The sequence below is a fragment of the Terribacillus jepli genome, from assembly GCF_047228925.1.
Taxonomy (GTDB): domain Bacteria; phylum Bacillota; class Bacilli; order Bacillales; family Amphibacillaceae; genus Terribacillus.
The window spans coordinates 1-19,105 of sequence record NZ_JBFEGH010000022.1 but is presented as its reverse complement, the minus strand read 5'-3'; the positions used below and the strand labels follow the sequence as shown (position 1 = coordinate 19,105).

At 41.4% G+C, this 19,105-nt stretch carries 17 protein-coding genes; 14 read left to right on the top strand and 3 right to left on the bottom strand.

Annotated elements, in window-relative coordinates; translation table 11 throughout:
• Positions 1-107: 107 nt before the first annotated feature.
• Both AB1K91_RS18460 and AB1K91_RS18455 read left to right on the top strand, forming a co-directional pair.
• Entirely contained in the window at positions 108-1,313 is a 1,206-nt protein-coding gene (locus AB1K91_RS18460; protein ID WP_413092048.1) for an MFS transporter, read from the top strand.
• A 58-nt stretch (positions 1,314-1,371) separates the two neighbouring features.
• Positions 1,372-1,863 carry a hypothetical protein gene (locus AB1K91_RS18455; protein WP_413091992.1) on the top strand — a complete coding sequence of 164 codons (492 nt, stop codon included), beginning with the start codon at positions 1,372-1,374 and terminating at the stop codon, positions 1,861-1,863.
• Positions 1,864-1,938: 75 nt separating this feature from the next.
• On the opposite strand, the gene AB1K91_RS18450 is transcribed toward AB1K91_RS18455, so the two are convergent.
• Entirely contained in the window at positions 1,939-2,100 is a 162-nt protein-coding gene (locus tag AB1K91_RS18450) for a Spo0E family sporulation regulatory protein-aspartic acid phosphatase (RefSeq protein ID WP_413091990.1), read from the bottom strand.
• A gap of 206 nt (positions 2,101-2,306) precedes the next feature.
• On the opposite strand from AB1K91_RS18450, the gene sigW reads away from it, so the two are divergent.
• The 8 genes from sigW to AB1K91_RS18410 all read left to right on the top strand — a co-directional run bounded on the left by sigW (position 2,307) and on the right by AB1K91_RS18410 (position 11,517).
• Positions 2,307-2,870, top strand: a complete 564-nt coding sequence (gene sigW, locus AB1K91_RS18445; protein WP_093727890.1) for an RNA polymerase sigma factor SigW — start codon at positions 2,307-2,309, stop codon at positions 2,868-2,870.
• 13 nt (positions 2,871-2,883) lie between these two features.
• Complete coding sequence (locus tag AB1K91_RS18440; RefSeq protein WP_413091988.1) at positions 2,884-3,501, top strand: zf-HC2 domain-containing protein; 618 nt, start codon at positions 2,884-2,886, stop codon at positions 3,499-3,501.
• A 200-nt stretch (positions 3,502-3,701) separates the two neighbouring features.
• Entirely contained in the window at positions 3,702-4,526 is an 825-nt protein-coding gene (cdaA, locus tag AB1K91_RS18435) for a diadenylate cyclase CdaA (protein WP_413091986.1), read from the top strand.
• The gene (locus AB1K91_RS18430; protein ID WP_413091984.1) at positions 4,519-5,805 is read left to right on the top strand and encodes a CdaR family protein; all 1,287 of its coding nucleotides are present in this window, start codon (positions 4,519-4,521) and stop codon (positions 5,803-5,805) included. Before cdaA ends, AB1K91_RS18430 begins: the two co-directional genes overlap by 8 nt.
• 29 nt (positions 5,806-5,834) lie before the next feature.
• Entirely contained in the window at positions 5,835-7,184 is a 1,350-nt protein-coding gene (glmM, locus tag AB1K91_RS18425) for a phosphoglucosamine mutase (protein ID WP_413091982.1), read from the top strand.
• 409 nt (positions 7,185-7,593) lie between these two features.
• A complete protein-coding gene (gene glmS, locus AB1K91_RS18420; RefSeq protein ID WP_413091980.1) occupies positions 7,594-9,396 on the top strand; it encodes a glutamine--fructose-6-phosphate transaminase (isomerizing) in 1,803 nt (600 codons plus the stop codon).
• A gap of 939 nt (positions 9,397-10,335) precedes the next feature.
• Positions 10,336-11,157 carry a hypothetical protein gene (locus AB1K91_RS18415; RefSeq protein WP_413091979.1) on the top strand — a complete coding sequence of 274 codons (822 nt, stop codon included), beginning with the start codon at positions 10,336-10,338 and terminating at the stop codon, positions 11,155-11,157.
• 96 nt (positions 11,158-11,253) lie between these two features.
• On the top strand, positions 11,254-11,517 hold the full coding sequence (locus tag AB1K91_RS18410) for a hypothetical protein (protein WP_413091977.1): 264 nt from the start codon (positions 11,254-11,256) through the stop codon (positions 11,515-11,517).
• A 296-nt stretch (positions 11,518-11,813) separates the two neighbouring features.
• Here the strand turns inward: AB1K91_RS18410 and AB1K91_RS18405 are convergent, their stop codons facing one another.
• Complete coding sequence (locus AB1K91_RS18405; RefSeq protein WP_413091975.1) at positions 11,814-11,984, bottom strand: hypothetical protein; 171 nt, start codon at positions 11,982-11,984, stop codon at positions 11,814-11,816.
• 1,198 nt (positions 11,985-13,182) lie between these two features.
• Between AB1K91_RS18405 and AB1K91_RS18400 the strand changes: the two genes are divergently transcribed.
• The 4 genes from AB1K91_RS18400 (at position 13,183) to AB1K91_RS18385 (ending at position 18,217) form a co-directional block, all read left to right on the top strand.
• On the top strand, positions 13,183-14,925 hold the full coding sequence (locus tag AB1K91_RS18400) for a G5 domain-containing protein (RefSeq protein ID WP_413091973.1): 1,743 nt from the start codon (positions 13,183-13,185) through the stop codon (positions 14,923-14,925).
• Positions 14,926-15,060: 135 nt separating this feature from the next.
• Complete coding sequence (locus AB1K91_RS18395; RefSeq protein ID WP_413091971.1) at positions 15,061-16,554, top strand: hypothetical protein; 1,494 nt, start codon at positions 15,061-15,063, stop codon at positions 16,552-16,554.
• Positions 16,555-17,359: 805 nt separating this feature from the next.
• Positions 17,360-17,950, top strand: a complete 591-nt coding sequence (locus AB1K91_RS18390) for a hypothetical protein (RefSeq protein WP_413091970.1) — start codon at positions 17,360-17,362, stop codon at positions 17,948-17,950.
• A gap of 87 nt (positions 17,951-18,037) precedes the next feature.
• Complete coding sequence (locus AB1K91_RS18385) at positions 18,038-18,217, top strand: hypothetical protein (RefSeq protein ID WP_413091968.1); 180 nt, start codon at positions 18,038-18,040, stop codon at positions 18,215-18,217.
• 366 nt (positions 18,218-18,583) lie between these two features.
• Here the strand turns inward: AB1K91_RS18385 and AB1K91_RS18380 are convergent, their stop codons facing one another.
• Positions 18,584-18,769, bottom strand: coding sequence for a hypothetical protein (locus AB1K91_RS18380; protein WP_077304658.1), 186 nt, complete (start codon positions 18,767-18,769; stop codon positions 18,584-18,586).
• Positions 18,770-19,105: the final 336 nt, after the last annotated feature.

The following is a 19,105-nucleotide window of genomic DNA, read 5'->3' as shown; positions in this document are numbered from 1 at the left end:
TTGGTAAAAATAACGCTAAAATCAATTTACAAAGTGTCAAGACACATGTAAACTATAAGTGTAAATTAACATAATTTAGCAGAGGTGTTGGGATGGAACACACAGTGGTGGGTAAAAAAAACGACAGGCCGATTTCCGAGCGGAAACTGCTCGGTATTGTCGGTACGGGCTGGTTATTTGATGCAATGGATGTAGGTATCTTATCTTTTATCATTACAGCGCTGACATTGGATTGGGGATTATCAGCCCAGCAGGCGGGATGGATCGGCAGTGTGAACAGCATCGGTATGGCTGTCGGGGCATTCGTATTCGGGATCATGGCGGACAGGGTCGGCCGACGAACGGTGTTCATGGTGACAATCTTGATATTCTCAATTGCGAGCGGCTTATCAGCGCTTGCAACTTCCTATCTCATCTTTGTCGTGCTGCGCTTTCTGATCGGGGCAGGGCTCGGAGGGGAACTGCCGGTGGCATCGACATTGGTTTCCGAATCGGTAGCTCCTGAAAGGCGGGGACGTATGGTCGTTCTGCTGGAGAGCTTCTGGGCAGTCGGCTGGCTGCTTGCAGCAATCATCTCTTATTTTGTCATACCAGCTTACGGCTGGCGGATAGCGCTTGTTTTGACAGCCATACCGGCGCTGTTCGCCGTCTTTCTTCGCAAAAATCTGCCGGACTCGCCATCTTATACGAAGCTTGAGCAAAAAACATCTGTCATGGATGGTATCCGGCAGCTGCTGGCAAAAGGATTTGCAAAGCGCAGCGTCATGCTCTGGATCGTTTGGTTCTGCATCATGCTTAGCTATTATGGCATGTTTCTCTGGCTTCCAAGTGTCATGGTTGAAAAAGGATTCGATATGGTCCGCAGCTTCGAGTATGTACTGATCATGACGCTCGCGCAGCTTCCAGGATATTTCTCTGCAGCCTGGCTGATCGAGAAGGTGGGACGCAAACCGATCTTGATCATTTATCTGATCGGTACTGCCATCAGTGCCGTGCTGTTCGGTAACGCAGAATCGTCTGCGATGCTGCTGACAGCAGGTATGCTGCTTTCGTTCTTCAATCTCGGAGCTTACGGTATTTTATATGCGTACACACCGGAACAGTATCCTACGGCTGTCCGTGCGACAGGTTCCGGGATTGCGGCAACCGCTGGCAGGATCGGCGGAATCTTGGGACCACTGCTGATCGGTTATCGCAGTACATTCGGGTTATCAGTCAGTATGGTCTTTCTGTTGTTCTGTGTGACGGTATTGATTGCTGTTGTCGCTGTTTGGATCCTTGGTGAGGAGACGAAAGGCAAGGCACTTGCTTGATGCGTGACTTCGGTGCTGTGTGGTAAAGTAGAGCAAGAGTAAGAAGGGGGTAAACGCTTTGTTTTCCATACAAGATTATACCGAGACAGTAAGTGTCTGCCTGGATAAGCATTCGGAGGATGTGATAGGCGAATTGAAGCAGATTTTCCAGCTGCCATTCCTGCCGGAAGTGGAGACAATCGCTTTTCGCATGTTCAAGGAGCCAATGGCGTTCGAACTGACGATCATGTATTATGCGCTCGATGCAGATGGCAATGAGCGTTATTATGATGAAATGGGCGATAAATATGCCGGCGGGAGCGAAGAAGTAGCGGAGGATATTGCCTATTTCCAGCTGCCTGATGATGCTGCCGATAAATTCGAAGCTTTCCGCGAACTGCAGGACGATGCGGTGGAGAAAGCGGATGAGCAAGTGATGATTGCCTGGTTCAGTGACTGCTTCAAGCGTGCCGGGGGCAACGCTTTTCCGCTTGAGGTGAATGTCGGCTTTCATAATGATGTGAAGACTTATTCCATCAAGCGGGGAATTTGGGCGGAAGATCGCGATTGAGTTAAAAGTGCGTACATTGTGTACGTGCTTTTTTGGTGCAAAAAAAATAACAGCTTCTTCTGCGGCTGTTAATAGCTATATATCTTTTCTCTGTTTTTCATATTCATTCAACAAATCATCGAGCTGTACACTGGCAGTGACGACTGCATCGGAAGTGAGCGGCAAGCGTCGGGACAAAGTAAGCATGCGGCTGCGGGTCTGTTCGATTTTTTCCAAAAGATTGTCTAATGTAACCATTTTTACCTCCAAAATCTGATATACTATTTGTCGTTATGATTACCCTGTCCATCATTATTTAAAACGTCTAAATTTAAAAAAATATAAAAAAGAAAAAACTGTTGCTGGCATACTATAAGGTTTATAAAAAGATATTTTCGTGAAAGTGAAACCTTTTCGGAACGTCATTCGTTACTAAGAAGCCGCAGTTAGGCGGGAGGATTTTCATGGAGAACATCATAAAATATCATATAAAAAACGTCAAGAAGGGTGATCACGCTGCCTTCGAGGAAATTGTTTCCTTTTACCAGAACAAGGTGTACCATATCGTATACCGCATGGTCGGAGACAGTCATGAAGCGCAGGATATCGCCCAAGAGGCATTTATCCGTGCTTACACCAATATTCATTCTTTTGACGAGAACCGGAAATTCTCCACATGGCTATACCGGATCGCAACTAACCTGAGTATCGACCGTCTGCGTAAAAAAAAGCCGGATTTTCATCTTGATGCCGAGGTGAAGGGAACGGAAGGATTGGATATGTACTCGCAGCTGGCAGCTGACCAAGCGCTGCCTGAGCAAGAGGTTGAGAGCATGGAGCTTCAAAGCTATATCCATAAGGAGATATTATCCCTTCCACCTAAATACCGCAGTGTCATCGTACTGCGGTTCCTGGATGATTTATCATTAGCGGAGATAGGTGAAATCCTGGATCTGCCGCTAGGGACAGTGAAGACTCGTATCCACCGTGGCAGAGAACTACTACGGAAAAAACTTCGCCACGTATAAAGGGGGGTTACACATGAATTGCGAAGAAAGCCTTGCGCTTATGCATCTATATCTGGACGGAGACGCTTCAGAGGAAGAAGCACAGCAGCTCAGGGAGCATTTGAAATCCTGTCCTGACTGTAATCAGCATTACCGGGAGCTCAAACAAACGGAAAGCCTGCTTAGCGGCGCCGCTTACGAATTGAGCGCACCGGCCGGATTCACTGCCAGTGTCATGAAGAATCTGCCGAAAGAGAAAAAGCGTGTCGGCTACATGAGATGGTTCCGTGCGCATCCTGTCATCACAGCAGCTGCGGTATTCTTCCTTTTCATGTTCACAAGCATCATTTCTGCTTGGAATAGTGATGGCAGTGTCAGTGTATCGAAGCAAGAGGGTTTGATTGTAGAGAATGATCTCGTCATCGTACCGAAAGACGTCACGGTCAAGGGGGACCTTGTCGTTAAAAACGGTGATTTGGATATCAGGGGTAAGGTGGATGGCGATGTTACGATCATCAATGGGGACCTCATCGAAGACCACGGTGCAAAAGTGAACATGGCGTCTGCTGACAATATCACAGGCGAATACCAGGAAATCGACCGGATATTCGGCTGGACATGGTACCATATCAAAGAAATCTTTTCATTCTGATAACATTCTACAGAGCTGCTTGTAAAAGGGCTCTTTTTTTTGTACTAGAATCATTGGCGATTAAAGCCTGTATTGGGGTAAGATAACAGGGGACAGTAAGAGTGGGACACTCCCCCTGTTTGGAAGCGACCGCAATAGGGGAACTGTGCTATAATGTACGAAGAAATTCGAGCTATTCATATATAAAAGGACGTGTATCCATGTTTGGGGGATTAAGTGAACTTTCCATATTATCCATACTGCGGATCATCGTGGACATTGCGGCGGTATGGTTCATCTTTTATAAAGTTTTGATGCTCATAAGAGGAACGAAAGCGATTCAGCTGCTGAAGGGTATTTTCATCGTCGTCATCATCGCTTTCCTGAGCAGTGAGCAGATACTCGACTTCCCGATGCTCGCCTTCTTGAGCTCACAGGCAATCACCTGGGGGTTTGTGGCCATCGTCGTCTTGTTCCAGCCGGAAATCAGACGTGCCTTGGAGCAGCTCGGCCGAGGCAGCTTCTTCTCCCGGAATAAGGGGTCGGAGGAAGAACAGGCGAACAAGAATATCGAAGCAATCGTGAAATCCTGTAATTACATGGCGAAGCGCCGAATCGGTGCATTGATCACGCTGGAGCGCGAAACAGTTATGGGGGATTATATCGAGACAGGTATTCCGGTGAACGGTCACCTGACATTCGAACTGCTCACCAATATCTTCGTGCCAAATACGCCTTTGCATGACGGAGCTGTCATTTTGAAAGACAATCAGATTGCAGCGGCAGCTTGCTACTTGCCTCTATCCGAAAGCCCGTTCATATCCAAGGAACTCGGTACACGTCACCGTGCTGCCATGGGGATCAGTGAAGTGACCGATGCACTGACGATTGTCGTTTCGGAGGAGACGGGTGCCATCTCTTGTACAAAGAACGGCGAGTTATTCCGTGATATCACACCTGATGCATTAAAAGAAATCCTCGTCAGGGAAATCAGCGTACCAGCGTCTGGTTCCAAGGTAAGAAGATGGAGGGGTAAAAATGGATAAATGGCTGAAGAGTCCATGGACCTTACGCGTTTTGTCTCTAGTATTTGCTGTCCTTCTCTACGCCTATGTGAGTGCTGAATCGGATGTGAACAACCGGGCAGGGGAAGTTCCGATCACGAGTTCGGATGAAACGAACACAGTCGATGCACCTGTCAGCATCCGCATCGATGACTCCAAATATGTCGTCAGCGGCGTTCCGGAGTATGTATCCATGCAGCTTGTCGGTCCGGCAAGCGATGTGACAGCCGCCATTCAGCAGAAAAACTATGAAGCTTATGTCGATTTGACAGATCTCGGTACCGGTACACATACAGTGAAGCTGCATTACGAGAACGTTTCGGACAATCTGCAAGTATATATGCAGCCAGCAAGCGTCGAGGTGACAATCCAAGAAAAAGCTTCACAGCAATTCAATGTTAACGTAGGCTATACCAATGAAGATCAAATGGCAGCAGGTTTTCAAGTGGATAGTTCCACAGTGGAACCTCAGACCGTTTCAATCGTAAGTACACAGGAGGTCATCGATCAGATCGCCAGTGTACGTGCATATGTGGATTTGACCGATGTCGATGCTGATATAAATAGCAAAGAAGCACCAGTGAAAGTGTATGATGCACAAGGTAATGAGCTTAGTGTGAATGTACAGCCGGAAACAGTCGAGGTTTCGGTACAGGTAAGCAATCCGAGCAAGACCGTCCCGGTGGAAGTGAAAACAAAAGGGCAAGCCCCGGATGATGTATCCGTTGCATCGCTTTCTCCAGCAACGAAGGAAGTGACGATATATGCACCGCAGGATACGTTGGATGGCATTGATTCCATCAGTACCGAAGAGATCGATTTGTCCAAGATAACAGAGAATCAAACGGTCGATGCTGACTTGCAGCTGCCGGAAAATGTCCGATCGGCTAGCGAAGAGCAGGTAGAAGTCGATATCGAGCTGGAAGAAACGAGCGAGACGACGATAGAGAATGTGCCGATCACGATCGAGAACCTTCCTGGCGGGTTGGAAGCAGCTTTCAGCGACCCGCAAAATGAACAAATCGATGTGACTGTAAGCGGAGCGAAATCGGAAATCGAAAGCCTCTCGGCTGACGATATTACAGCGACCATCGACGGCAGCGGCTTGGAACAAGGAGAACAGACAGTGCCGATCGAAGTGACAGGACCTGAGAATATCAAGCTCACCCCTGGTCAGGAAGAAGCAACAATAACTGTCCGAACGACAGAAGATGAAACAAATGAAGAGGCAGGTACGAATACAGATACACAGACACAGTGACTGTGAGCCATGTGAAGGAGAGGTAACAAATGGGAAAATATTTTGGAACGGACGGCGTCAGGGGGATTGCGAATAAGGAGCTCACCCCTGAGCTGGCCTTCAAGCTAGGCAGATATGGTGGTTATGTACTGACAAAGGAAAATGAGGATCGACCGAAAGTGATGATTGGCCGCGACACACGCATCTCCGGCGAAATGCTTGAAGGAGCACTTGTGGCAGGGCTTCTGTCCATCGGTGCCGAGGTCATGCGCGTCGGTGTCATTTCCACACCAGGTGTCGCTTACCTTACGAAGAACATGGGAGCAGCTGCGGGTATCATGATTTCTGCTTCTCATAACCCTGTACAGGATAACGGGATCAAGTTCTTCGGTCCGGACGGCTTTAAGCTTTCCGATGATCAAGAGAATGAAATCGAACAGCTGATCGATGCCGAAACAGATGATCTGCCGCGTCCATCCGGCGCTGATCTTGGTCAAATCAATGACTATTTCGAAGGCGGTCAGAAATATATCCAATATTTGAAAGGGACAATCGATAATGATTTCGAAGGACTTCATATCGCCATCGACTGTGCCCACGGAGCGACTTCTTCCATTGCCACACATTTGTTTGCGGATCTGGAAGCAGATATCTCCTCGATTGGTTCATCTCCTGATGGACTGAATATCAATAAGAATGTCGGTTCCACGCATCCCGAAACATTGCGTGATTTCCTTCTTGAGAAAGAAGCCGATATTGGACTTGCCTTTGATGGTGATGGTGACAGATTGATTGCCATCGATGAAAAGGGACAGATCGTGGATGGGGACAAAATCATGTACATCTGTGCCAAATTCCTAAATGATCATGGCCGTCTGCGTCATAACACAGTCGTATCCACGGTCATGAGTAATATCGGTTTCTACCGTGCTTTGGATAAGCAGGCGATCAAGAGCAATAAGACAGCTGTTGGCGACAGATACGTGATGGAAGAAATGCGCCGCGGCGACTTCAACCTTGGCGGAGAGCAATCCGGCCACATCATCTTCCTCGATTTCATGACGACTGGCGACGGGATGCTTGCGGCATTGCAGCTGATCAATGTGATGAAGGAAACGGGCAAAAAGCTATCCGAGCTTGCAAATGAAGTGGAGATCTTCCCGCAGATCCTGAAAAATGTGCCGGTAACAGACAAACAGGAGGCACTTGTGAACCAGCAGATCCTTGACTCCATCGCAGAAGTGGAGCAGGAGCTTGGCGATCAAGGCCGCGTTCTTGTACGACCTTCCGGTACAGAATCACTTGTACGGGTGATGGTGGAAGCACCGACGAAAGAAGATTGCGAGAAATACGCAGACAAAGTCGTTGCGGTAATCGAACAAACATTAGGAACGAAGTAAAATCAGCATATGCGGCGGGAACAGAACATGCTCCCGCCGCATACGTTATTTACGTAGCAAGAAAAAATTGACCAACATGATTACCTTCATGTAAAATGAAGGGGCTAGTCATTCCAGCAGGAAAGTGAGGATAGAGGTTACCAACAAATTAAAAGCGCCAGGACTTATCCCGAGCGGTGGGGTAAGTTGACGAGGTGGAGGTTTATCGAAGTATTCGGCGGATGCCTCCCGATTGCACACATCTCAGTCGTCATGTTTATGGCCGAAAGCAAAGAGGCGACTCTTTGGATAAGGACAAAACAAGATGTGAAAAATAGATAAAACGAGAAAGGGGCAACTAACGCCCCGAAGCTTAATATCGCAGGCCGTTTGTTTGCCCCTTCCAAGTCTTGAGGAGGACAACAACGACATGTGTGGAATTGTAGGTTATATCGGACAAAATGATACGAAGGAAGTATTGCTTAACGGACTCGAGAAGCTGGAGTATCGCGGATACGATTCAGCTGGTATCGCAATTGAAAACGAGCAAGGCGTGAACCTTTTCAAAGTAAAAGGCCGCATTGCTGCATTGCGTGAAAAAGTAGATCACAGCGTTTCATCCACAATGGGAATCGGCCATACACGCTGGGCGACACACGGTGCACCGAACGAAGATAACGCGCACCCGCATCAAAGCGCTTCTGGCAAATTCACGATTGTGCATAACGGTGTAATCGAGAACTACGTCGACATCCGTAAAGAGTATCTTTCCGGCGTAACATTGAAAAGTGATACCGATACAGAAATCGTTGTACAGCTTGTAGAGAAAATGTATGAAGAAACGCAGGACACAGCAGCAGCATTCCGCAAAGCGGTCAGCTTGCTTACTGGTTCTTATGCCCTTGCCATGATCGATGCAGATGATAAAGAAACAATCTATGTAGCGAAAAACAAGAGCCCATTGCTTGTCGGTATCGGTGAAGGGTTTAACGTCGTAGCAAGTGACGCGATGGCAACACTTCGCGAAACAGATACGTACAAAGAAATCCGTGACAAAGAAATCGTCATCGTTCGCCGTGACAGCGTGGAAATCCAGCTGCTTGACGGTACGAAAGTAGAGCGTGATACGTTCAAAACGGAAATCGATGCAGCCGATACGGAAAAAGGCACATACGATCACTTCATGCTGAAAGAAACGGATGAGCAGCCATTCGTTATCCGTAAAATCATCCAGCATTACCAGGATGAGGCGGAACAAATCAAAATGGACCCTGCTATCCGTAATGCGATGATGCATGCAGACCGTATTTACATCGTGGCAGCGGGAACAAGCTACAACGCTGGACTAGTCGGAAAACAATTTATCGAAAACCTGGCTAAGATTCCGGTTGAAGTGCATATCGCGAGTGAATTTGCCTACAATATGCCGCTTCTATCCGAGAAGCCATTATTCATATTCCTTTCCCAATCCGGTGAAACTGCCGACAGCAGAGCCGTATTGGTACAGGTGAAAGAACTCGGACACCCAGCACTGACGATCACGAACGTGCCAGGATCCACCCTTTCTCGTGAAGCAGACTTCACATTGCCGCTATACGCTGGTCCAGAAATCGCGGTAGCCTCTACTAAAGCATATACAGCACAGATGGCAGTTATGCTATTGCTTGCTGTGGATGCTGCAAAAGGCAAAGAAATCACACTTGATTTCAACCCGCTTCAGGAGCTTGCGATCGTTGCAAATGCAATGGAAGTACTGACAGACCAAAAAGAAACATTCGAAACACTAGCACAAAGCTATCTAAGTGTATCCCGCAACGCATTCTTCATCGGCCGCGGTGTCGATTACTTCGTCTGCGTCGAAGGATCACTGAAATTGAAAGAAATCTCCTACATCCAAGCAGAAGGCTTCGCTGGAGGAGAACTGAAACACGGAACGATCGCCTTGATCGAAGAAGGCACACCAGTCATCGCATTAGCTACACAAAGCTCCCTGAACCACTCCATCCGTGGTAACGTCCAGGAAGTAAACGCACGCGGTGCCAACACCCTGCTCATCAGCATGAAAGGCCTGGAGCACGACGATGATGCCTTCGTCATTCCAGCCGTGCATGAGCTATTGACTCCGCTTGTAAGTGTCGTGCCATTGCAGCTGCTTGCATACTATGCAGCAGTGCAGCGCGGTGCAGATGTTGATAAGCCGCGTAACTTGGCTAAGAGTGTTACGGTGGAATAATAGAGAAAAGACTGTACATGAAAAAATATCTCCCTGCTAAATTCTTCTTCCCCACGCTAAAAAGTCGGTATCTGCTGCTAAATAGTTGGTACCGATAGTTGAGGGAAGAGTGGGAGTAAGTATGTACGGTGATTTTCTCAAAAACAATATCATTTCGAAGGCTGGATCAGTAATTGATCCGGTCTTTTTTTATTCGGTAAGCTTCAAAGCCCTTCCTTATGCGATTCAGTAGCTTTCCGGGTTTCTTTTCGCTTTTGTAGTCCTTAGAAATCCGCAGGATTACCTCTTCTTTTCTTTGTCTCTACTCCGTCCCAAAAGTGTTATATTTAACTCGAATTTGTACCAGAAATCATTCCTTCAGGGAAAATCATAGAAATAAGAAATGGCTCAACTAAGCGGTTTATACACATTTTTATTTTGGTAAGGTCGGATAAAAGCATGAAAGATAACATCATCCCAAATCTGTTATCTTTCGCTGTATTATGTAGCTGAAGCCAATCAATAAGTTATCCGTTCAATAAACAGAAATGGCTCAACAGAGAGTTTCTATGTGATTTAATCCGTAGGATTTTCTCCTCCATTCTTCAAATATTGCACCATCCCACAATTGCAATGTTTTATCCTTGCTCCTTCTTATTTCCTCCATTTTGAGTACCAACTTAATAACATTGTCCGAATATTCGATACAACCCGTAACAGAGAAAAAGAAGAGGATATAAGGCGTTTTGGGAAGAACTTAATAACATAATGGATGGAAGGGAAAAGGCGATATAAGAGGGTGGAAGCCTTGGGAGACAAGGGATTGATGGGATTCAGGGTTGGGTACCGACTTTTTGGCAGGGAAATATAGTAGAGGAAAGAGAAAGATATAAAGGAGTTTCAAGTTAGTGATAAAAGTACAGCATGATAAAATAAGAGTATAAGATAGGAGGGTTAAAGTTGCTTTCACTTGAAGAGTATATTTCAAAAAGGAAAAAGGAAGATCGACTGAATGAATTTGATATTGCGTCAAAGATTCAGAATATGCAAGCATGTATGAACTATATCTTTGAGTATTTTAATCAATATCTTGACACTTCTAAGCTGAACGAGAAAACAATTTTAAATGAAGAACGAATAGGAAAGTATAAAAAGACCATTCGAGGCTATGAAGCTGAAATTCAAGAATGGCTAGTTCGAATTTATGAGGACTATGACAAACAACTTAATCGTTCTATAGTTAATTTTCTCAAAAAAGATGATTTATTTTATCTTTATAATACCGATCAAGAGTTCCGGAGTGCTTCTTATGATTGCTATGCTCAACTCATAAAGAAAAGCCATTTTCTAAAAGAGCAAACGGAAATGCTATTCCTTTTCATTAAAGATCATCATAGGATCCAAAGTACTCCGAAAAGGGACTTTGAGAATCTCTTTATATCAGAAGGAGTAGAAGAGTGGATTAATAATACGTGGAACAAGTATCAAGTAAATTTGCTTACTTTTGCATCAGACTATGTGTCTCGCTTTTTTGACAATGAGGAAAGTTGGGATGTAAAACATAGGATTAGAAGCAAAGATAGTAGGATTAAGTACGAGTATGACTATAAACAAAAAAGTAATTTATTTAATATTAATTCTTTACATAGGAGAGTTTCTCACAAGCCTTTTATAAAAGGAAGGAAACAATTTCTTGAAATATTATTAATGTATTGCTGGCTTCACGAAATTGAAGGAGATGAACATTACTGGCAAGAATACATAAATAAGGTTTTGTCTTAATAATGAAGAAACCCTAAGTTCATTTTATGGGTTATAACTGTTATAAAATGATATATCAACTATCTAAGCGTCAAAAATCTGAAGGTGGTGATTTCTTTGTTACTTTACGATTCAATTTATAAAACTTTTAAGGATTTTGAGAGTGTTTATCGTTATCGTATGAATGGGGAAAATGGTACATTAATTGAAACGGATAGAAAACTAGAAAAGGGTCAAGTTATAATAATAAAAGATATTAAGGAATATGCAATCATCGTGGATTGTATTTGGGAAGAAAACGGTCAAACGTATTTCTCTCACAAGACTGCTCAAGATTTAATTGTTCGAGCGAGAATACCTGGGAAATTGCGGTCCTATTGAACCTATGTAGAAAGTTAAAATAAGTTCTCACGGCTCGGCATAAGCGATTGTAAGGACGTTTAAATATAGGGATTATTCTCTGCTTCTTTCAGGAATATTGCATCATCCTACAATTGCAATGTATCACTCTCGTTCCATATTATTTTTTGAAGTTAATCAATATGATCATAATCCAGGAAAGAGTAAAGCATAAAAAGACAGAAATAAAGCAATTGTCTCTTCTACCTATTTTTATATATGAACGATTCGTGATTTTCAGTATCTGCCTTATACTATCACTAAATATTTGATTTATCTTATTTCCTAAACCACTTCCATATTCCAAATGGGCCATCATATAAGAATCTTAAATGACTTGTAAGCAATTCGTTTTCTCTCTTGATTCTTTTGTAGGTATTTGATTTACCTGGATCTGCTAGTTGTAGATTTGCGCTCTTTCTTGTTTTTTCTTGTTCATTTTTGTCCATATTTCACCCTCCCAGTACTTAAAGGTAATTCAGGATTAATCAATCCTATAATAATGATTATTTAAAGCATTAGTGGTTTCATCTTCACACGTTTCTGATTAAGCGTATTACCTTAGATGTTTGTCCATTTTTCATTTACAAATCACTGGGTTTATTAGTTTTCTCATTCAAAACGCCGGTACCTATTCAACTATCTACCTTTGGACAAATTCTGCGTACTAAAACCCAAAATCCTCAATATTTTAAGTTACTTTAGCACTTTAGCCATTTACTGCGTACTAAAACTGCTGAATTTTTCTCTTGAAGAGCTATATTCATTCTACGAAACCGGAATATTGGCACATGTGCAAGAGAATTATACTAAGCCGTTGCTACCTCTTTCGCCTGTTTCTGCCCGTAGAAGGGAGAATGTGTAACCCTTCTTTTTTATTGCATTCTTCTCCATTAGGTCGTTATATCGATTAAATACGATTATTTATAACATATAACAAATTCGGTTAGTTTTTCTATAAAAAAGGTTAGAGGGCTTTCATCACATCTCCAGAAGCGCAGTACAGAATCAGTTGTAATAGAAAGGAAATCAAAATGTTCATTACAAAAAGGATAACAAAATTACAAAAAAGCTCGCATTCTAATTTTAAAGGATGCGAGCTTTTTTATTTTGACGATAGTCAATGGAGGACCATTGAAAAATATGCAAAGGAATAAAAGGGGGTGATAGGCGAGCAGCGATAAGTCAGCATCAATTAAGAAGCGTAAGAAAGGAGAAACAACTATGGAAACGTGGACTATCTTCTTCTCTATTTTAGCTATTGTTATCTCAACAGTTTCGTTAATTATTACTCTTATGAAGTTGAAGTGATTTACCATCAGCAAAAATTGGATTAGTAAGAGTATAGGTTTGTTATGAACCTCGGCTATATGGTAGACAGAGAGGGAGTCGATTAAATGAGAATTGCCCCCTCCCTCTCTATTTAAGAAAAACAATATCTCTATAACATGCTTTAAGAAGTTATTTCCTAGACGACTACTATAATAATTTCTTTTGGAGGTATTTCTTTACATGGAAATCAATTGGTACTATAATTTAATAGTTCAAAAGATATAGGTGAAGACTTGGTTTTAGGTCTATATATTCTCTTGATGAATAGTTAATACATAGTACTTTAGATGGTTTTGGAAAGGATTGTGAATACATATGAAAAAAAGCGTAAAAATTGCCTTAGCAGTAGGATCCGCTATTGCATTATCAACGACTACTCCTGGGTTCTTGAATTCAGATTACAACAAAGCTTATGCAGCTACGGAACAAACATTCCATACAGCTACGAGTGTAGTAGATTGGATGAAGGCAAATGGATTAGATTCATCTTTTGAGAATCGTAAAAAGCTTGCTGAGCAGAATGGTATTGTGAACTATAAAGGGACTGCCTCACAAAACATTCAATTGCTAGGTAATGTAAAAGAAGACGGAGTTCAGGCATTACATACAAATACAAGCGTTGTAGACTGGTTAAAAGCAAATGGTTTAGACTCATCCTTCAACAATCGTAAAGCACTTGCTGAGAAGCATGGCATTCCTAATTATAAAGGTAGTGCTGCACAAAACATCCAGCTGCTTAGTGTATTTAAAGAAACAGGCGTTCAAAATAACATCACTACTAATAATCAAGCCCATACAGAATTAAGTATTGTTGACTGGATGAAAGCAAATGGGATGAATTCAACATTCTCGAACCGACAAAATCTTGCGAACGAATATGGTATTGCAAATTATACAGGAACTTCGGAACAAAACCTTAAATTACTTGGTATCCTAAATGGATCGATTGCTGCTCCTGAAAAAGGACAAGCTAAGGTAAGCACACCTACTTCTAAGCCTGTTACAAAACCAGTAACAAAAGAAAAAAAGGAAATCTCTAAGGAAGAAAAAGCGGTAGTTACGTATCCTTCTAAGCCAAAAGAAGACGATAAAAAACCGGTTGTTGAGAAGCCTGTAAAAGAAGAACCTACCGGCTCAAAACCTACGAAACCTGTAGAAGAAAAGCCTGAACAAAAGCCTGTTGAGGAAAAACCTGTAGATGTTCCAGTGGTTAAACCAACTGAACCTGTTGAGGAGAAACCAGTTGTCGAAGAACCAACACAGCCAGAAACTCCTGTTGAAAGTGATCCAGTTGTTGAAGAACCTGTAGAAGAAAAACCAACAACTCCAACTGAACCAGTAGAAGAGCCATCTCTTGAACCCACTGAACCAGTTGAAACACCTACTCAACCAGATGAAGAGGTAACAGAGCCAACTCAGCCAGAAGAACCAGTAGAAGAGCCTGTGGTTCAAGAACCTGTCATCACTTATGAGAATTCTACTTCTACCGAAGCGATTGCTTTTGAAACAGTAGAACAACAAGATCCTACACTTGAAAAAGGAAAAACAGTGGTTACTCAAGAAGGCCAAGATGGTGTTAGGACAATTACTTTCAAAGAAACATACAAGGATGGAAAATTAGTTTCTAAAGAACAAGTATCCTCTGAGATTACAAAAGCTCCTGTTAACAAGATTGTTAAAGTTGGAACGAAAGAAGTTGTACCTGCTAATAGCATCCTAAGTGGCGCTGGCGTATTCACAAAAGCAGGTAGCAGCTATGTACTGAACGATGCTGGATATGGTGAGATTATTCAAGTAAGTCTAAATGGAGAAGACGTGAGCAATATCCGTTATAATGGCAATGCTTATATCTCATTGAATATGTCTAAACAAGATTTGATCGATCTTCTTGGTGAAGAAGAAGGAACAAAAGAATATAATGATGGTCAATCAAAACGAAACACTATTGAAAAAGCTGTTCGTGCTGCATCAAATGCAGTATACGGAAGTGGTAGTTCCAAAGCTAACTCACTTTACAACCAAATCATTCAAAGTGAGTCTTTCAATAAATCTTTCTAAAAATATAAACCCTTTCTCTACTTGAGGAGGGTTTTTTTTATTCAACAAATTTAATTCATTATGTTGTTATAGATTTTCTTTTCTCAAACTATTATAAGATATAAATTTCTAAAACATGGGAAAGGAAGTGGTTGAATGAAACAGAATACAAAATTATTGATCGGAGCAAGTTCTATTTTCGGGATTTTGATTTCCACTCCTTTGACTTCGCATGCTGAATCAGTAGACGATTATATTATATCAGGTCAGCACTCTGTACGTATCTTAGGAAATAATGTTGAAGCTGTTATTAACCCTAGTGTAGACCCACAACGTGCAAGCTTTTATGGTTCCCAAGTGAAGTCTCTTGACTCTAAAGCATCTAACCGTCTCTACAAAGTAACCGACAATGGATATACCTATTGGTCTCCTATCCGTTCTAAAAACGGTAGTGGGGGTGTTAGTAATGGAGAATATATCTATGAAAACCTAAAAACTGCCAAACTATATGGTATTGGTGGCTCTGATTCCAGTAGATATCTAGGTGACTTATGGTTGGGAGATTCAGATATTACTCGAAACTTTAAGACTGTGCAAAACATCGCAGGGAAGGAAGCAGAAGGTACAACCAGAGAAGGGATGAAAAAACTAGGAGTCTATGTAGAAAGAAGTCCAGAAGTCAATAATGGGGGTAACTACAAAAACCAATCAGGTAGCTGGCGTTTTGCGGGTTATGCAGGAGATGGATCCAGTTTGCAAAGCACACGTTTCCCTGGCGACTTCGTGGCTCCAGCAGTAAATGAACTTAAATGGGATAATTACAAGGACTACGGTAGTAGATTGTTCAACCAAACTGCTTTTGATACTGCGACATGGAATTCTGCTAAGAAAAACCTTGTACAGCGACTTCTAGCTCAATATCCATCTATGAAAAAAATGCATTCTGTTAATCAGTGGATGAAGATATTGTCTTTACAGACCGAACCAGAAGAGAACCCAATCAACAATAATAAGCAAGATGGTAAATACGGTGGAGCTGCATTTGCTGCTTATCACTCTGGTGGTTCAAAATACCGTACTTTTACGCTGTATGCAGACAAAAGTGATGGTTACATGAACTTGAACTTAAGACAGTTGCGACTTGTAGAAAATGACTTCATAGATGATGGTGTACATACAACCAATCGTCGTATTGTGAAAGAAGTTAATCGAGTTAAAGCCGAATCAAGAGAAATCGAAATTGGTGATATTGCAGATTGGCATAAAGCAGCAACTGATAAGGTTGTCCCTGGTAAAACATATCGAATTGAAACAAACGTTGAAAACTTGAGTAAAGTAACTAAAACAAAGCATACTCCTTTGACAGTAGATACTGGCCTAGCTTTGAACTATAAATCCTCATTAGAAGAAAGTGGTCAATATGATAAGGATTATGATGATGTTTCAGGTAAATCCACAGGTAGTGGAAGCATCTCAAAAGGCGGACGTAAAGGTACTGCTGGTACTATTACCATTCCAAAAGATGCGAAGCCGGGTAGCACAATCCGTGTAGGGGCAATCATCAACGATGAATACCGCAAAGCGGGAGATAACCTAAACGCTGTAGATGACGATTTATCACTAACTGTTCAAGTAGCTAGCTTTTACTAACCACACATAGATAGCGAATAAATGGCTTATAAAAGCTCGAATTCTCTTTAATTAGAATGCGAGCCAATATATACTCCCCTTCGTTATCCTTTTTGGGGATGAACATTATGATCTTCCTTTCTATCATATGAAAGACACCTCTTGACAAATCACCTAGATTAACCAATCTTGATTATCTATAAACTGATTCATTAGTCAAAATTGCAAGTTTGAACGATGGAAATAGCAGAAGTTAAGAAAAGGGCTATGCAATGGGGTTTAAGCGACAAAAGGAGTCAATTTTTATTGAATGCAATACATAATTCAAGCAGAAACATAAGATAAAACTGCAAGTTTTAACGACATAAATGGCAGAAGTTTAATATAATTGCAGGTTTGAACGAAGAATACATACTTCGTTTTGACAATAGGTAAAAATAAGAGCTGTAAATCAAATAATCATTACATATTATAGACTTTAGACAAAACGACAAGTTTTAGTGCATAGACTGATTTCACGTTTATGACCTTGTTAATACATTTATTCAATAATCTGACACAGTGGACTTTCTAACTTTTTATTTAAAAAGTCTTTTATAAAGAAATTCTTTAATTAATATCAGGTGAAGGATGAAAATGGTAGAATAGATTTAAGAAGTTGAATCTTGAAAAGCTTAGTTAAAATTCGCAAGAAAGCTGGAATTATGATGACTATTAAAAATAAAAAATGTATAGACAGTTTAATAAATACGCAACAGCTCACATTCAATCGGATGTGAGCTGTTTTTATTTTGCCTATAGTCAGTAGTAAGGAGGAGGGTTTCCGTTGAAGAATAGAAGAGTGTATCAACACAATGGGAATGGACACAAAGCAGCACTTCATAGAGAACAAAAGATACCGCCAAAAGAAGCGAGAGAGAGAGCAGATAATTGGTTATGGGATCAAGAAACTCTTCGTGTATTTGTTGATACATCAGAATTAAAAAGACAAGGTATATTTGGTTTAGGAGCTATTTATGTAGGACAAGGATGTACATATGTAAAATCCAAAAAACAATATAACAGCCGTATGCAAACAGTAAGTATCTATGGAGAGGTTATGGCCGTTGACTTTGCGATACAACACCTGGATTTTGTACTTGGTAATCTGATTAACGCACCTTCAAAGGTAATTATTAATAGTGATTGGAAAGGAATTGACTTAGTGTATGATGAGGACATGCTACTAGAGAATTTTCCAATTATTAATGATGTTGCTAAGAGAATAAATAAAAAGATGGAATTATTCTCTCTTTCTAATCCGGATATAGACTTGATTGTCAGCTCTCTTAATTCAGATGAAAAGAGGTATAACCCGTTTTATAGAGCAGCTCATAATGCAAGTAGAAAGGCTATTGGGCTATCAAGAATGAGATAAATAGGCGAAAGTAAATGGAATGTGAAAGTTGCATGAGAAGCCTCTGAGCGTCTTCTGAAGAATAAAATTTTATAGGAGGTCTTAAGTATGGCAGATAACAAAAACAATCGTCCAAAGAGGAAGTATGCGTGGATGGATGAGTACATAAAAAGGACCGGGGAGGTGGCCATGGAACAGGCAAAGAAGAATAATACGTATATTGTATACGAGAAGGATGGCAAGTTGGTAAAGGAGTATCCTAATGGCAAGATTGTTCCATTGGAGTAACCCGCTCTCTTTGCAGAGAGTGCGCTATTCATGTTTTATAAATCAAACTCATTTACATTATCGCTGAGACTATTCTTTCTATCAAGATTTCGCAGAAAGCTTTCTGACTTAATATCATGTACTTTGTTAGTAATGAAGTTGTCTTGAGGAATTTTCCAAGTGTCTTGAATTTTTCGGCAGCCCTTCAACTTTCCAGTTTCACACATACGTTGGATAGTCTCGATACTCAAACTAAGTTTATTTGCTGCTTCCCATTCTGAATATAATTTCATTGAAGTATTGTTCCTTTCAAAGTAGATTTGATTTGGTTTTATAAGATCCTTTTTAACCAAAAAGTTATAAAGGGCAAACTTTGCTACAGATTCACTATTGTTGTTGTCTACTATCTAAATCTTTTAAGAGCTGTGACATTTCAAGTTGGTTTTGTTGATACTCTTTTTCTCTGTTATTGAGGTAAAAGCTTTTGAGGCTTTCTTTGAACCTCTGATGTTTGGCTGCAGTCTTCTTAGCATTTTTAATTAGGTTTTGATTTATTTCTTTACCGAGTGGCATACGAAAGTTGCTCCTTTACTAGATTATTTTTTTGAAAAAGGGAGTTGGAGTGGCTTTCTAACTAAAAAGTAATTTAAGCATACAAGTTATATTCTATATTTATAGTGTTAGTAGTTTCAGAAGTGGATTGAGAATAACAAAGTTAGAGGTGGATAGCATGAAAATTACTAGCATAGCGTTGGGTTATACGGTGTGTTTCCTTATTGTATGGAGATTGTTCAGGTTATATAAAGTAAAAAGAGATAAGAATAAAATAAACGATGAAATAAATAATTTTGATAATGCTTTTTTGGATGGAGTATATGTAATTCCACGTGATCCGAAGGAACCAAGAAT

What these genes read in the sequence shown, in the direction of transcription:
- cdaA (WP_413091986.1), top strand. Translation starts at nt 3,702, where the DNA reads ATGTTTGGGGGATTAAGTGAACTTTCCATATTATCCATACTGCGGATC.
- AB1K91_RS18395 (WP_413091971.1), top strand. Translation starts at nt 15,061, where the DNA reads ATGAAACAGAATACAAAATTATTGATCGGAGCAAGTTCTATTTTCGGG.
- AB1K91_RS18430 (WP_413091984.1), top strand. Translation starts at nt 4,519, where the DNA reads ATGGATAAATGGCTGAAGAGTCCATGGACCTTACGCGTTTTGTCTCTA.
- glmM (WP_413091982.1), top strand. Translation starts at nt 5,835, where the DNA reads ATGGGAAAATATTTTGGAACGGACGGCGTCAGGGGGATTGCGAATAAG.
- AB1K91_RS18405 (WP_413091975.1), bottom strand. Translation starts at nt 11,984, where the DNA reads ATGGACAAAAATGAACAAGAAAAAACAAGAAAGAGCGCAAATCTACAA.
- sigW (WP_093727890.1), top strand. Translation starts at nt 2,307, where the DNA reads ATGGAGAACATCATAAAATATCATATAAAAAACGTCAAGAAGGGTGAT.
- AB1K91_RS18440 (WP_413091988.1), top strand. Translation starts at nt 2,884, where the DNA reads ATGAATTGCGAAGAAAGCCTTGCGCTTATGCATCTATATCTGGACGGA.
- AB1K91_RS18385 (WP_413091968.1), top strand. Translation starts at nt 18,038, where the DNA reads ATGGCAGATAACAAAAACAATCGTCCAAAGAGGAAGTATGCGTGGATG.
- AB1K91_RS18450 (WP_413091990.1), bottom strand. Translation starts at nt 2,100, where the DNA reads ATGGTTACATTAGACAATCTTTTGGAAAAAATCGAACAGACCCGCAGC.
- AB1K91_RS18380 (WP_077304658.1), bottom strand. Translation starts at nt 18,769, where the DNA reads ATGCCACTCGGTAAAGAAATAAATCAAAACCTAATTAAAAATGCTAAG.
- glmS (WP_413091980.1), top strand. Translation starts at nt 7,594, where the DNA reads ATGTGTGGAATTGTAGGTTATATCGGACAAAATGATACGAAGGAAGTA.
- AB1K91_RS18400 (WP_413091973.1), top strand. Translation starts at nt 13,183, where the DNA reads ATGAAAAAAAGCGTAAAAATTGCCTTAGCAGTAGGATCCGCTATTGCA.